The 12,906-nt window shown below is 68.6% G+C and carries 13 protein-coding genes; 5 read left to right on the top strand and 8 right to left on the bottom strand.

Annotated features, from left to right (window positions below; translation table 11 throughout):
* Positions 1-27: 27 nt before the first annotated feature.
* Positions 28-993, bottom strand: a complete 966-nt coding sequence (locus OHT57_RS37755) for an ABC transporter substrate-binding protein (RefSeq protein ID WP_328751264.1) — start codon at positions 991-993, stop codon at positions 28-30.
* A 371-nt stretch (positions 994-1,364) separates the two neighbouring features.
* On the opposite strand from OHT57_RS37755, the gene OHT57_RS37750 reads away from it, so the two are divergent.
* From OHT57_RS37750 to OHT57_RS37735, 4 genes are read left to right on the top strand one after another with little or no spacing between them, the layout of a single operon-like run.
* Positions 1,365-4,019 carry an ATP-binding protein gene (locus OHT57_RS37750; RefSeq protein ID WP_328751263.1) on the top strand — a complete coding sequence of 885 codons (2,655 nt, stop codon included), beginning with the start codon at positions 1,365-1,367 and terminating at the stop codon, positions 4,017-4,019.
* Positions 4,016-4,492: a roadblock/LC7 domain-containing protein gene (locus OHT57_RS37745; RefSeq protein ID WP_328751262.1), complete on the top strand. Its 477-nt coding sequence runs from the start codon at positions 4,016-4,018 to the stop codon at positions 4,490-4,492. Before OHT57_RS37750 ends, OHT57_RS37745 begins: the two co-directional genes overlap by 4 nt.
* Positions 4,493-4,529: 37 nt before the next feature.
* On the top strand, positions 4,530-4,979 hold the full coding sequence (locus OHT57_RS37740; RefSeq protein WP_328751261.1) for a DUF742 domain-containing protein: 450 nt from the start codon (positions 4,530-4,532) through the stop codon (positions 4,977-4,979).
* On the top strand, positions 4,966-5,568 hold the full coding sequence (locus OHT57_RS37735; RefSeq protein WP_328751260.1) for a GTP-binding protein: 603 nt from the start codon (positions 4,966-4,968) through the stop codon (positions 5,566-5,568). Before OHT57_RS37740 ends, OHT57_RS37735 begins: the two co-directional genes overlap by 14 nt.
* A gap of 32 nt (positions 5,569-5,600) precedes the next feature.
* Here the strand turns inward: OHT57_RS37735 and OHT57_RS37730 are convergent, their stop codons facing one another.
* The 5 genes from OHT57_RS37730 to OHT57_RS37710 all read right to left on the bottom strand — a co-directional run bounded on the left by OHT57_RS37730 (position 5,601) and on the right by OHT57_RS37710 (position 9,980).
* Positions 5,601-6,269: an ABC transporter permease gene (locus OHT57_RS37730; RefSeq protein WP_328751259.1), complete on the bottom strand. Its 669-nt coding sequence runs from the start codon at positions 6,267-6,269 to the stop codon at positions 5,601-5,603.
* A complete protein-coding gene (locus OHT57_RS37725) occupies positions 6,266-6,973 on the bottom strand; it encodes an ABC transporter permease (protein WP_328751258.1) in 708 nt (235 codons plus the stop codon). Before OHT57_RS37725 ends, OHT57_RS37730 begins: the two co-directional genes overlap by 4 nt.
* A complete protein-coding gene (locus OHT57_RS37720) occupies positions 6,970-8,112 on the bottom strand; it encodes an ABC transporter ATP-binding protein (protein WP_328751257.1) in 1,143 nt (380 codons plus the stop codon). The genes OHT57_RS37725 and OHT57_RS37720 overlap by 4 nt, the downstream gene beginning before the upstream one ends.
* Before the next feature lie 72 nt (positions 8,113-8,184).
* On the bottom strand, positions 8,185-8,736 hold the full coding sequence (locus OHT57_RS37715; RefSeq protein ID WP_328751256.1) for an RES family NAD+ phosphorylase: 552 nt from the start codon (positions 8,734-8,736) through the stop codon (positions 8,185-8,187).
* Positions 8,700-9,980: an RNA-guided endonuclease InsQ/TnpB family protein gene (locus OHT57_RS37710; RefSeq protein WP_328751255.1), complete on the bottom strand. Its 1,281-nt coding sequence runs from the start codon at positions 9,978-9,980 to the stop codon at positions 8,700-8,702. The genes OHT57_RS37715 and OHT57_RS37710 overlap by 37 nt, the downstream gene beginning before the upstream one ends.
* Positions 9,981-10,003: 23 nt before the next feature.
* Between OHT57_RS37710 and tnpA the strand changes: the two genes are divergently transcribed.
* Positions 10,004-10,432 carry an IS200/IS605 family transposase gene (gene tnpA / locus OHT57_RS37705; RefSeq protein ID WP_328751254.1) on the top strand — a complete coding sequence of 143 codons (429 nt, stop codon included), beginning with the start codon at positions 10,004-10,006 and terminating at the stop codon, positions 10,430-10,432.
* Positions 10,433-10,528: 96 nt separating this feature from the next.
* On the opposite strand, the gene OHT57_RS37700 is transcribed toward tnpA, so the two are convergent.
* Positions 10,529-11,068: a hypothetical protein gene (locus OHT57_RS37700; protein WP_328751253.1), complete on the bottom strand. Its 540-nt coding sequence runs from the start codon at positions 11,066-11,068 to the stop codon at positions 10,529-10,531.
* Between the two features lie 223 nt (positions 11,069-11,291).
* Positions 11,292-12,749 carry an alpha/beta fold hydrolase gene (locus OHT57_RS37695; protein ID WP_328751252.1) on the bottom strand — a complete coding sequence of 486 codons (1,458 nt, stop codon included), beginning with the start codon at positions 12,747-12,749 and terminating at the stop codon, positions 11,292-11,294.
* Positions 12,750-12,906: the final 157 nt, after the last annotated feature.

Genomic DNA, 12,906 nt, shown 5'->3' with positions numbered 1-12,906 from the left:
TCAGTCGGTGCGTGTGGCGCGCGTGGGTCAGCCGAGACCGTTCGTCTTCAGCCAGGCCTTCGCCACGTCCAGCGGGTCCTTGTTGTCCAGCTGCACCTGGGTGTCCATCTCGAGGAGCGCCTTGGTGTCCAGCTTGGCGGAGACCGCGTTGAGGGCGGCCACGCCCTCCGCGGAGAGACCCGACTTGTAGACCAGGGGGGTCACGTTCGCGAAGCCGAAGAGGTTCTTCGAGTCCTGGAGGACGACGAACTTCTCCTTGATGATGGTCGGGTCGGTCGTGAAGATGTCCGCGGCCTGCACGGTGTTCTTCTTCAGTGCCGCCTGCGTCAGCGGACCGCCCGCGTCGAGCGCCTTGAAGGACTTGAACTTCAGGCCGTACGTGGACTCCAGGCCCAGCAGGCCCTGCTGCCTGGTCTGGAACTCCGGCGAGCCGCCGATGACCAGGTCGCCGGCGACGGACTTGAGGTCGGCGAGGGTGGATTCGGCGGTCAGGCTGTACTTCTTCGCGGTCTCCGCGTTGACCGTGACCGAGTCCTTGTCCTCCGCCGGCGCCGAGTCGAGCAGCGTCAGCTTGGTGTCGAGCTTCGCCTTGGCCGCGGCGTTCACGCCCTCGGCCGACTCCTGCTTGGCGTCCTTGTCCAGGTAGGCCAGCAGCGAGCCGTTGTACTCGGGCAGAACGGTGATCGAGCCGTTCTTCAGCAGACCGTAGGTGGTCTCGCGGCTGCCGATGTTGGGCTTGTAGGTGACCTTGACGCCCTTGGCCTTCAGGGCCTCACCGTAGATGTCGGCGAGCAGGATGCTCTCGGCGAAGTTGTTGGAGCCGACGACCACGGTGTCGCCGCTGCCCGCGCCTGCGGTGTCCTCGGAGAGCGGGTCGGAGGCCTTGTCGGAGGACCCGCATCCCGCCAGCAGGACCGTGGCGGCGGCGAGCGCGAGAGCGCCCACGCCGGGGTTCTTCCTGAGGGACCTGCGGTGTGCGGCGGTAGAAGTCACGATTCCCGTTCCGGAACTCTGGGGATGCAAGGTGGTTCAAGGGCGTTCTAGGGGGAAGCCCTTGCACTGATCCAATCCAGCCGGTTCTCGGTCAGTCAAGACCGGCCTGGTCACAATTGACGCCTATCCGTAGTCCGTTGTGAAGGAAGCGCGAAACCGGCGCGCCGGGTGACACTCGGGTTGTAACGGATTCTTGACTCGGGGTGGCAGGAAGCGCTGTCCGAAGAGGCTGTAGTCTCGCCGAGGTTGGCGCCGGTCACACAGGCGTGCAGGAGCCATTCAGGTGTCTTGATGCACCGTCGTCCTGCAGCTATCGGAATCGGTCATGCGCGATCCTGTGCGCCGGCCGAGACACCCACGAAGGAGGGCTGGTGTCCACGAACGAGGTGGGCGCGTCCACCCGGTCGGCACCGTCGCCGGCCCGGGGCGGCACCCGTGGCAGTCGAATACGGGGGATCCGGGACTTCGCCGAGCGCTGGCCCTTCCGGCGCAAGCTGAACATCCTGGTGGGTGTGCCGCTCGCGGTGGTCGCCGCGCTGCTGGCGTATCTCTTCGCCGACCAGGTCGGCCAGTCCACCGACGCGTCCGACGCGGCCCAGCTGGTGCGGGACAGCGCCCAGGTCGCCAAGCTCGTGGGGCAGTTGGAGGCCGAGCACCAGCAGGCCGTCCTGCTCTCCGTGCGCCACCAGTCCACCTGGAACGGCCGCACCCCCTCGCAGACCGCCTACCGCGCGGCCCAGACCGCCGTCGACGACCAGGTCGAGAAGGTCCGCGTGACCTTCGGCGACCGGCTCCCGTACGAAGAGGCCCAGGCCCTGCGCGAGGTCAACGGCCTGCAGGACCTGCGCAGCACCATCGAGAAGGCCTACCTCCCCGCCGACAACATCGACCCGGCCTACAGCGACGCGTCCCAGGGCCTCATCGACGGCCTCGGACTCGACCGCAACCCCTCTCTCGCGGCCACCTTCACCGGCAACCTGCTCGACTCGCTGCTGCGTGCCGACGCCGCGCACGGCTCCTTCGAGACCGGTGTCTTCTCCGCGACGACCGGCGACTCCAACGCCCTCATCGAGCTGATCGGCGCGATCGGCTCCTACGACGAGTACACCCACCAGGTCGACCGCTTCAGCCGGTTCGCCACCGAGGGACAGGCCCAGGAACTCGGCGACATCGAGCACAACAGCGCCCAGGCGGCGATCTCCCGGCAGTACGCCGAGCTGCAGATCGACCCCAGCGCGCTCCAGGCGGGCTCGAACGCCGAGATCAAGCAGGCGTTCCAGACGGCGCTCGACTCCTACCCCGACTACCGCGCGCAGGCCCGGACCCGGCTGAAGACCACCACCTCGCTCATCGACCAGATCGCCGACCGCGCCGACGCCGCCTCCCGCAGCGCCCGTTCGAACGCCGCCTGGCTGCTCGGGGCCGCCCTGCTGGGCTTCGTGCTCTGGCTCGCCTTCTCGGTCGCCGTACGACGCTCCGTGGTGCGCCCGGTGCAGGCCCTGACCGTCGCGGCCAAGCAGGTCGCCGACGTGGCCGGCCGTGAGCTGGCGCGCGTCGCCGACGACGACACCGAGGACACCGGGACGCCGCGGCTCCAGGAGATGCCGGTCACCGCGAAGGACGAGATCGGCGACCTCGCCGACGTGTTCAACCAGGTGCAGACCACCGCGGTCGCCCTCCTCGAACGACAGGTCCTCAGCCGCCGCAACGTCGCCGAGATGTTCGGCAACGTGGGCCGCCGGGTGAGCAACCTGACGACGAGGCAGCTGGCGCTGATCGACGCGGTGGAGCGCGGCGAGACGGACCCCGCACTCCTGGAACGCCTCTACAGCATCGACCACATCGCCGTACGTCTGCGCCGCAACGCCGACAGTCTGATGCTGCTCGCCGGCATCCGCGAGACGGTCCTGGACTCCGGGCCACTCGCGCTCACCAACGTCGTGCGGGCCGCACTCGGGCAGATCGAGGGCTTCCGGCGGGTCTCCCTGCAGGCCGGCACGGAGGCCATGGTCGAGCCCGACATCATCGGCGACCTGACCCTGATGGTGGCCGAACTCGTCGAGAACGCCGTGTCCTTCTCGCCCGCGGGCAGCCCCGTCGAGGTGATCGTCAAGAACAGCCACGAGGGTGCTCTGGTCGTGATCTCCGACCACGGTCTCGGCATGAGCGCCGAGCGCCTGGAGGAGGAGAACGCCCGCCTGATCCGCCGCGAGCGCCTCGACCTCGTACCGACGAAGGTCCTCGGCCTGTTCGTCGTCGGCACACTGGCGCGCCGCTGGGAGGTGAGCGTGGCCCTGTCCCGCACCCCCGGCGGTGGCGTGACGGCCGAGGTGACGATCCCCTCGTCACTGCTGCTGACGATGAGCCCGGTGGCGATGGCCACGGCTCCGGCGGCCGACTCCGCGGACACCGCCCGCGCGCGGACGGGTTCCGGACCGTCATGGGCCGTCGACGCGGACGCGGCACCTGCCGCCGGTCAGGCCGAGTCCGGCCGGGCCGCCGTGCTCTCCCACAGCGCCGGGACCGGCCCTGTGGCATCCACCACCGACGACTCCGCACCGCTCCCGCGCCGCGTTCCGCAGCGCGACCAGGCGGCCACGGCCGCCGCGGGTGGTGACGGCTCAGGGGGCGAACCCGGCCCCGCCGACGCCCCGTTCATCCCGAAGGCCCGCACCGGCGAGGCGGCGGGGTCGCCGTCGGCACCCGTCGCCGAGGCTCCCGGCGCCGACGGCGACCCCGCCGACGCCCGTCCGCTGCGACGCCGGGTCCGGGGTGCCACGCTGCGCACCACCCTCGGTGCGGACGTCGTGCAGAAGACGGCCCCGTCCCGGCCCGCCGACGCGGACGCCGTACGCGACGCTCTCGACGAGTTCGAGGCGGCCGTGGAGCGCGCGCACCGGGACACCGAGACCGGCAGCCACACACGACCGGTGTTCGAGGCCGAAAAGGCCGACGTGGAAACCCACCGGACCGCATCCGACCCCCCGCACGACCAGAACCACTCCCCGGAAGGAGCGGAGCAGTGAGCACGTCCACAGGTGACACGCCTACGGAAGGCACCACGCCCGCCGACCTGCAGGCCGCCGCAGCCGACTTCACATGGCTGTTGAATCGTTTCGCTACGGAGACCGCGGGCGTCGTCGACGCCATCGCCGTGTCCTCGGACGGGCTGCTCATCGCGGTGTCGGAGCTGCGTGAACACGCGGACTCCGAGCGCCTCGCCGCAATCGTCTCCGGCATCACCAGCCTGGCCGCCGGCGCCTCCGGCAACTACGGTCTCGGCGGTCTCAACAAGGTCATCATCGATCTGGAGGGCGGCCATGTCCTGGTCTCCGCGATCGGCAGCGGCGCCGTGCTCGGCGTGGTGACCGACAAGGAGGCCAAGCTGGGCAACATCGCGTACGAGATGACGCTGTTCGCCAACCGGGCCGGCAGCGCGCTCAACCCCCAGCTCGTGCTCGAACTGAAGAACAGCGTCGGCGCCGCGTCGAAGCGCTGACCGGGCACCGCCCGGCCGGAGAGGAAGACACACAGCCATGGCGGACGGCCGCACTGAGAGCGGTGCAGGCGAGGCCGGCGGCATGCCACCGGGCGCGGACCCGGTGGTCGGCCCCGTCGCCGCCGTACGGCCGTTCCTGGTGACCGCCGGCCGGGTGGCACCCGGTCCGTCCGGCCGGACGATGCCCGTGGAGACCCAGGTGGTGGCCACCGCCGAGGGGCTCGCCATGCTCGACCGGCTCTCCTTCGAACAGCACGACATCGTCGCCGCGTGCCGGATCCCGCAGTCCATCGCGGAGATCGCGGCCCGGCTGCGGCTGCACCTGAACGTGGTCCGGATCCTCGCCGAGGACCTGCGCACGGCGGGGCAGCTGACGGTGCACGTGCCCGACACCGGCGTCACCCACGACGCCTCCGTCCTGCGCAGGCTCATCGACGGCCTGCGTGCCATCCCCGATTCACAAGGGGTACTCCGTGAGACCGACTGATCCGGCCGCCCGGCCCTCGGCCGCGCAGACCGCCGCCGTACGACCGCCGCTGCCGGTCAAGATGGTGATCGCGGGCGGCTTCGGTGTGGGCAAGACCACCGCCGTGGGCTCGATCTCCGAGATCGAGCCGCTGACCACCGAGGCCGCCATCACCGAGGTCGCCGCCGGCGTGGACGACCTCAGCCACACGCCGCGCAAGACCACCACCACGGTCGCGATGGACTTCGGCTGCATCACCGTCGACCCGACCCTGAAGCTGTACCTGTTCGGCACGCCGGGCCAGGAGCGCTTCGGGTTCATGTGGGACGACATCGTCGAGGGCGCCCTCGGTGGTCTCGTCATCGTCGACACCCGCCGCCTGGACGACTGTTACGCCGCGGTCGACTACTTCGAGCACAAGCAGATCCCGTTCGCGGTCGCCGTCAACGCCTTCGACGGCCGCGTCGAGCACACCCTGGACGAGGTCCGCTGGGCCCTCGACGTCAACGACCGGATCCCGGTGATCGTCTTCGACGCGAGGGAGCGCGGCTCGGTGCGCGACGCCCTGCTGGTCGTGCTGGAGCAGGCACTGGCACGCACCCGGGCGTGAGGAGGGCCGGGGGAACTCCCCCGGCCCGTCGCTCAGTTGACCCTGAGTACTCCGCGCGACACCGTGAGCCTGGTGATCAGCCCGAACACCGCCAGCGTCACCAGTGCCATCAGCGCGACCAGCGCCGCACCGCCGACGACCTTCTCGTAGTTGCGCTGGTACAGCCCGTCCACGATGTACCGGCCGAGCCCGCCGAGCGAGACGTACGCCGCGATGGTCGCCGTGGAGACGATCTGGATGGCCGCCGAGCGCAGCCCGCCGAGGATCAGCGGGAGGGCGACGGGCAGTTCGACCCGCAGCAGGATCTCCGCCTCGTGCATCCCCATGCCCCGCGCGGCGTCCACCGGGGACGGGTCGACGGACCGCATCGCCTCGTAGGTGGTGACGAGGATCGGCGGTACGGCGAGGACGACCAGCGGGATCATCACGTTGATCAGCCCGAATCCCAGCGACAGGGTCATCAGCACCAGCAGACCGAACGTCGGCAGTGCCCGGCCCGCGGTCGCGAGGAGGGAGAGCGCGTTGCCGCCCCGCCCGTAGTGCCCGGTGACCAGGCCGACGGGCAGCCCGATCGCGGCGGCGAGGGCGAGTGCCTCCAGGGTGTACTGGACGTGCTCGCCCACGCGCGTGGGGATGCCGTCGTAACCGTGCCAGTGGGCGCTGTCGCTGAAGAAGTTGCTGATGAAGTTGAGGATGTTCACCGGGCCGTGTCCTCCAGGGCGAGGGCGGCCGGGTCGGGTCGGCCGGCCTTCGGTGTCGAATGCGCCCGTCGGGGCATCCACGGCGTCAGCAGCAGCCGTAGGACGACCAGCAGGCCGTCGACGAGGAGCGCCAGGACGGCCATCGTGATCACGGCGTTCCAGGCGAGTTCGGGCCGGTTGTAGATGGTGGCGTCATTGAGCAGGTTGCCGAGCGCGCCCTGGTTGCCGATGAGGGCACCGACGCTGACCAGGCTGATGCTCGACACGGTGGCCACCCTGAGCCCGGCGATGATGGCGGGCACGGCGATCGGCAACTGGACCTGCACGTAACGGCGTACGGGCCCGAAGCCCATCGCCGTCGATGCGGCCAGGGTCTCCTGCGGCACCGAGCGGACGCCGTCGACGATCGCCGGGACCAGGATGACGAGGGTGTAGACGGTGAGCGGGATCATCACCGTGAGTTCGGTCTGGCCGGTGTAGTCGATGAGGACCACGAAGAAGGCCAGCGACGGGATGGCGTACAGCACGGTCGTCACCCACAGCACGGGCGGGTACAGCCACCGGAAGCGCACGCACAGCTGGGACAGCGGCAGCGCGATCACCAGCCCGGCGAGGACCGGCAGCAGGGCCTCCCTGAGATGCAGACCGATCAGACCGAGCCAGGTGTGCTGGAGGTCGCTGGGGATGTCGAAGAAGCCGTTCATCCGACGGCCTCGGCGGCCGTGTCGTTGTCGCGGCCCTCCTCGTGATGCGCGCCTCGGATGGCCTCGCCGATGGCCTGCTGGGAGACCACCCCGGCGACCCGCCCCTCGGCGTCGACGCCTACGGCCCACCCGGTGGGCGAGAGCACCGCGCAGTCCAGCGCGGCCCGCAGCGAGTCCGTACCGGCGACGAAGGGCCTTCCGTGCGACAGCAGGCGCCCGGCGTCGATGCTCCCGGCGGTCAGGTCCCGCGGCTCACTCCATCCGAGGGGCCTGCCGTCCACGTCGGTGACGAGGAGGTAGGGGACCTCGGATGTGCCGCGCGCGGCGATCTGCTCGGCAGTGGCGTCGACCGCGACGACCGGTCCGGTGAGCAGCCCGAGGCCCGCGGAGGAGAAGAAGGAGAGCCGCCGGACGCCCCGGTCGGTGCCGAGGAAGTCCTCGACGAACGCGTCGGCGGGACTGGAGAGCAGTTCGGCGGGCGGCGCGTACTGGGCGAGCTTGCCGCCGGTGCGCAGTACGGCGACCATCGTGCCGAGCTTGACGGCCTCGTCGATGTCATGGGTGACGAAGACGATGGTCTTGCCCAACTCGCCCTGGATGCGCAGGAGTTCGTCCTGCAGCCCCTTGCGCACGATGGGGTCGACCGCCGAGAACGGCTCGTCCATCAGCAGGACCGGCGGATCGGCGGCGAGCGCCCGCGCCACACCGACGCGCTGCTGCTGTCCGCCGGAGAGCTGGTAGGGGTACCGCTTGGCGAGCGAGCCGTCGAGCCCGACCCGCTCCATCAGCTCCCGGGCCCGCGCCCGCGCCTTGTCCTTGCCCCAGCCCAGCATCCGGGGCACGGTGGCGATGTTGTCGACGATCGTGCGGTGCTGGAAGAGGCCGGCGTTCTGGATGACGTAGCCCATGGACCGGCGCAGCGTGTTGACCGACTGCTGCCGGCTGTCCTTGCCGTCGATCAGGATGGTTCCCTCGCTGGGTTCGACCATCCGGTTGATCATGCGCAGGGTCGTCGTCTTGCCGCAACCCGAGGGACCGACGAGGACGGTGATCGAGCGGTCGGGAATCTCCAACGAGAGGCGGTCGACCGCCACCGTTCCGTCCGGGTACCGCTTGGTGACTGAATCTATCCGTATCAAAGCGCCGAATACCCTTCGGGTCTGGCAGAGGTTGTCCGCATTCGGCCTGTCCAGCAGGCCGTCCGGCAGAGTCTAGACCGCTTGTGTTACGTCACCGCGGGTGAGGTCTTCCACCCTTTCGGAGCCCTTGACCAGCCGCAGGGTGCCGTCGCTGTCGACGTCCTCCGGTTCCAGGCACTGGGCGGCGTCGACAAAAAGAGCGTAATTGACGCCGCCGTTGTGTGCCGAGCGGAAGCGGATGCCCACGACATCCAGCTCGGTGGATTCACGGAGGTAGTCGGTCACGTACTGCGTGGGCCGGTAGTCGCGGTGCTTGCGGCCGTCGTAGAAGACCGGCCGGCTGAGGTCCCGGGCGAAGTCCGCGAGGAAGACCAGCGAGTCGCGGCGCGCCGCCTGCTCCCGGTCGAACAGGCTCGGGGGTTCGGGGATGTCCACGAGGTCGATCAACCGGATCTCCCGGGTCACCGCGAAGGCCGCCACGGCGGCGAAGTGTCGGCGCTCGTCCCGCGCCGAGATCTCGGCCACGGCCGTGTCGACGTCGGCCGATCCTTGAAGTGCTCTCCCGGCTGAAGCCGGGAGATTCCCGCTTACCTTGCGGCAGCGGACTTGACGCGCTTCGCGCACCTGACGACTGCCCTCCCGGCAGCCGGGATGAGCGCGTGGCCCATCCGGTACAGGTGCAAGACGTTCCGGGCTGCGTTGTGGTCGGCGTTGCCCGACCAGCCGCAGTCCGGGTTCTTGCACACGAACACCGCCTGGGACTCCCGGCTGCCGGGCGTGGTGAAGCCGCACGCGGAGCAGCGCCGGGAAGTGCCAGGAGCAGGAACTTTGACCAGGGTGCCGCCGTGCTGGGCGGTCTTGTACGCCAGCATGGTGACGGTGCGGCCCCAGGCCTCCTGGCTGATGGAGTGGTTCAGCCCGGATTTCTGGGCAACGTTCTTCCCCGGCTCTTCAACCGTTCCCCTGGCGGACTTGACCATGTTCGTGATGGTGAGTGCTTCGACCACGACGGTGCCGTAGGTGCGGGCGATGGCGGTGGTCGTCTGATGCTGCCAGTCCAGGGCCCGGCGCTTGGCTTTCGCGCGCAGTCCTGCGATCTGGTCGTAGGTACGGTGCAGCCGGCGGCTGGTGCGCTCGCCGGGCCTGCGGTGCCGCTTACGCTGCGCGGCACGCTGTTCCAGGTGCAGGAGCCTGTCCTTCTCCTTGGCGGTCAGCCATGCGCTGTGCTCGTACGTTTCGCCGTCCGAGAGGGCGATGGGCACGGTGACGCCCACGTCGATGCCGATATCCGGCCCCTGGTGGGGCTCGGGCTTGCCCTGAAGGGTCTGGACACGGAAGGCGATGTGCCAGCCGAGCGCGTCCTTGATCAGCCGGGCCCCGGTGATCCGGTTCTCCGTGTTGGCGTGTTTGCCCACGGGCAGGTTTTTGGTCCACCGGAACCGGACCCGGCCCACCTTGGGAATGTTGACCGTGCCCCACCGGCGGTGCACGCGGATGATGTTCAGGTCCCGACCCTGAGGAATGTCCACGGACATCACCGTGCGGAGGCGGCCCTTGAAGTTCGGGGCGTCGGTGCGGCCCTCCCAGCAGTTCTTCCACGCCTGGAAGTACGTCTTGAGCACTGCTTGCGCGGCCTGCGCGGGCAGGACGGCGAGGAAGCCGATGTCCTCGCGGGCCTGGCGAATCGCGGCGTCGGCGTGTCCGAGAGTCCGCCTTTCCTTCGGCATCATCTGCCACCACGCGTGCAGCAGGTTCCACATGGTGCGGGCCGCGTGGGCCTGATCATCCGCTGCGCGGACCCCGGCAGGCGACAGCGCAAGCCGGGCACGGTGCCCGAACTGTCGCTTGACCAGGGTGCCTTGACTCACAATCGAGAACCTAGCATTGGTTTATGTCACCGCGCTGGAACCCTAATCCCGATGTCAGAACCGGTCGCCATGTTGTTTGCAACCTGCACGTTCACTTGGTTTTCGTCACTAAATACAGGCGGAAGGCGTTCACCGACGCCATGCTGACCCGTGCCGAAGAGATCATGCGGGAGGTCTGCGCCGACTTCGAGGCCGAGCTGAAACAGTTCAACGGCGAACAGGACCACGTCCACCTGCTCGTGCACTACCCACCCAAAGTCCAGCTCTCCAAACTGGTCAACTCCCTCAAGGGCGTCAGCTCTCGCAGGCTCCGCCAGGAGTACGACAGCCACGTCCGCCGGTACCTGTGGGGCGGCCACTTCTGGTCCGGTTCCTACTTCGCCGGATCCTGCGGCGGGGCACCCCTGACCGTTGTCAAGCAGTACATCGAGAACCAGCAGCGCCCCGCCTGACCGGCACCCCGGAAGCGCAGAGCCCTCCGGCGCTTCGCGCCTCCGACCCAAGGACGGCCTTCACCCCCGCCCCGAAGGGCGGAGCACTGGCCAAGATCAGAGGTAGAACTTGGCGTCGAGGTCGGCACGGCTCAAGCGGTTCTCCGCCGCACGATGGCGGGGCGCGGAGCCGATGTCGCAGGCCCGGCATTCGGGTGACGCGCGGTCCGGGCGCACCGGACCGCGCCAGTTCTTCTCCCCGGGCCCGACGGCACGGATCAGGCCGGCCTCCCTGATCGTCCCGGCGATCCGGCCCATGAGGGCCACCAGCTTCTCCCGGTCTGACCCGGGGGTCCCGCCACCGACGGGCAAGTCCAGTTCGCGCTCCACCACGGTGCGGCAGAAGCTCTCCCAGCTGTACCGCAGCAGGCTCACCCGCGGCACGGACGGCACACGGTACTGTCCCCGGTACTGCTGGTCGAGGTGGTCCCAGACCAACTTCAGCGCCTGCGGGTCGAGCACCGCATAGCAGGCCTCGCCCACCACCTCGGCGGGGTTGGAGGGCGCCTTGGGCGCGTCGTCGTGGTCCCACTCCCCGACGGCGTCGCGACGGTCGTCGGACAGCGCGGGCAGAACGGTTCGGCCGAGCAGACTCACCGGGACTACGAGTTGGTCGCCCTCGCCCTCGTGGCCGAAGTCGCCCCCCGGGGTGCGCTACGGCGCATAGCTGCCAGGCGAGAAAGGGGGGCATGGACGTGTGCAAGGCACAGCGCCGTAGTGCCTACGGCTGGTTCCGGGGATATATCGTCGCCGTCGGCGCTCTCCATGCATTAACAGTACAGCCGGCGAATCGGCGCAGCATTGTGAACCAGCGGTCGGTCTACTCGGCCCCGTCGTCCTCCTTCTTGGTCAGTAGTCGTTGCTTGATCAGGTCGAAGTTGTGTCGCTTCCGGACGGCGAAGTGGATGCTCCACGAACTGTCGTCGCATAGTTCGGTCATCAGGGCACCCCAGATGAGATCGAAGCTTCTAGCCACCGCGCTGCCGCCACGCCCGGAGCCGAACAGCGGGAAGCACATGGACCCGAGGGGCAGATCGTGTTCGCGGCGTTCCCTGCGGGCCACCTCGAAGACACTGTGCGTGGCCCGGGTGATGGCATATGGGTTGACGATGTATTCGCTGGTGCCGTCCACAGGGGTGACGACGGCCGCGTGATAGATACGTCGGACGCCGCGAAGCGCGAGCGCTCCAGAGGGAGTCGGCGCAACCGTGCCCTCCCGGACCGGGAGGCCGTAGCGGGCGTGAGCCCGCAACCAGGCGATGAGGCTGTCACCGACCACGTCCTCCAGGATCTCGCCGCCGGCCCCTTTGATGGCAGCAGCTCGGCGTAGAGAGGCCGAGACCGTGGGTTTGAAGAACTGGGACATCTGCAAGTAGGTGTTCTCCGACGACACCACGATGTCGATACCGGACAGCTGTTCCAACGGGCCGCCGTGAAGGAAGAACTGGGTAGTGGAAGAACCAGTCACCACGTCCACCGGACCGAACCTTAGGTGTTCCATCAAGAAATCCTTGCCCTGCGCTTCCCATTGCGCGAAGGCAGGCGCACTCAAAACGAGCTCCTTAGGAACGGGCTCCCGCAACGCCTTGTCAAGGTTGCCCAGCAAAGCGCGCACGAGCCGCCCGTCCGGGCCGGGCTTGATCACGGAGAAATGGTCACCGGGCAACACGGTGGCCTCGGGGAAGACACTCACTGCAGAGGTGGGCGAGACCACGTTGTCACTCTCCCCGGCGTAGAGCATGAAGGGGATCGGACAACGGTCGCTCGACATGTACCCGGCGTTGACGATGCCCGTCATCACCCTGCGCTGGGCATCCTGCACCGAGGCCTGGAGAGGCCTCAACTCGCGCTCCTGCTTGTTTCGTAAGACAGCCATGAGGCTGCGGCGCAGCAACAGGAAGAGCTCTGAACCATTGTTGGGGCAGGCGAACATGACAATGCGCCGGATGCGGGCGAGATCCCTGCCCCGCCCCTCGATGAGCATCCTCCACAGGAACCGCTGGACCACCAGTCCGCCCTGACTGTGCGTGACGAATACCAGGCGCTCGTAAGAGGGGGGCAAGTCATCGAGATATCCCCTGAGGCTCTCGGCGATGGTGTCGAGGTTCGGCATTTTGCGCAGCGGGTTCATCGATGTTCGACGGGTCGCGTAGCCGAAGAACAGCAGGTCGAATTCCTGCACGGCACCAGGACACCCGGACAACTGCTCCTGAAGGTCGTGCCAGGTGGCGGACGACGAAAACAAGCCATGTACGAAGACAATCGCGGCCCTACGCATGCTTCCCCCCGGCTATGCGTCGCTCCCCCGGGCGCCGACACCAACCCCCAGGCATACAACAATACCGACGAGACCTCAATCGTTGCCGAGCCTGGGCACCGCGCGCGACGCGACTGTGGATTTCCCATGGCCCGCCTGATTCCACCGCTCAAAGCCC

The sequence above is a fragment of the Streptomyces sp. NBC_00285 genome, from assembly GCF_036174265.1.
GTDB lineage: Bacteria > Actinomycetota > Actinomycetes > Streptomycetales > Streptomycetaceae > Streptomyces.
This window is presented reverse-complemented; position numbering and strand designations above follow the sequence as displayed.

Excerpts from the sequence above, each read along its gene's own strand:
- OHT57_RS37740 (WP_328751261.1), top strand. The coding sequence starts at position 4,530 with ATGGCGGACGGCCGCACTGAGAGCGGTGCAGGCGAGGCCGGCGGCATG.
- OHT57_RS37725 (WP_328751258.1), bottom strand. The coding sequence starts at position 6,973 with ATGAACGGCTTCTTCGACATCCCCAGCGACCTCCAGCACACCTGGCTC.
- tnpA (WP_328751254.1), top strand. The coding sequence starts at position 10,004 with ATGTCACCGCGCTGGAACCCTAATCCCGATGTCAGAACCGGTCGCCAT.
- OHT57_RS37695 (WP_328751252.1), bottom strand. The coding sequence starts at position 12,749 with ATGCGTAGGGCCGCGATTGTCTTCGTACATGGCTTGTTTTCGTCGTCC.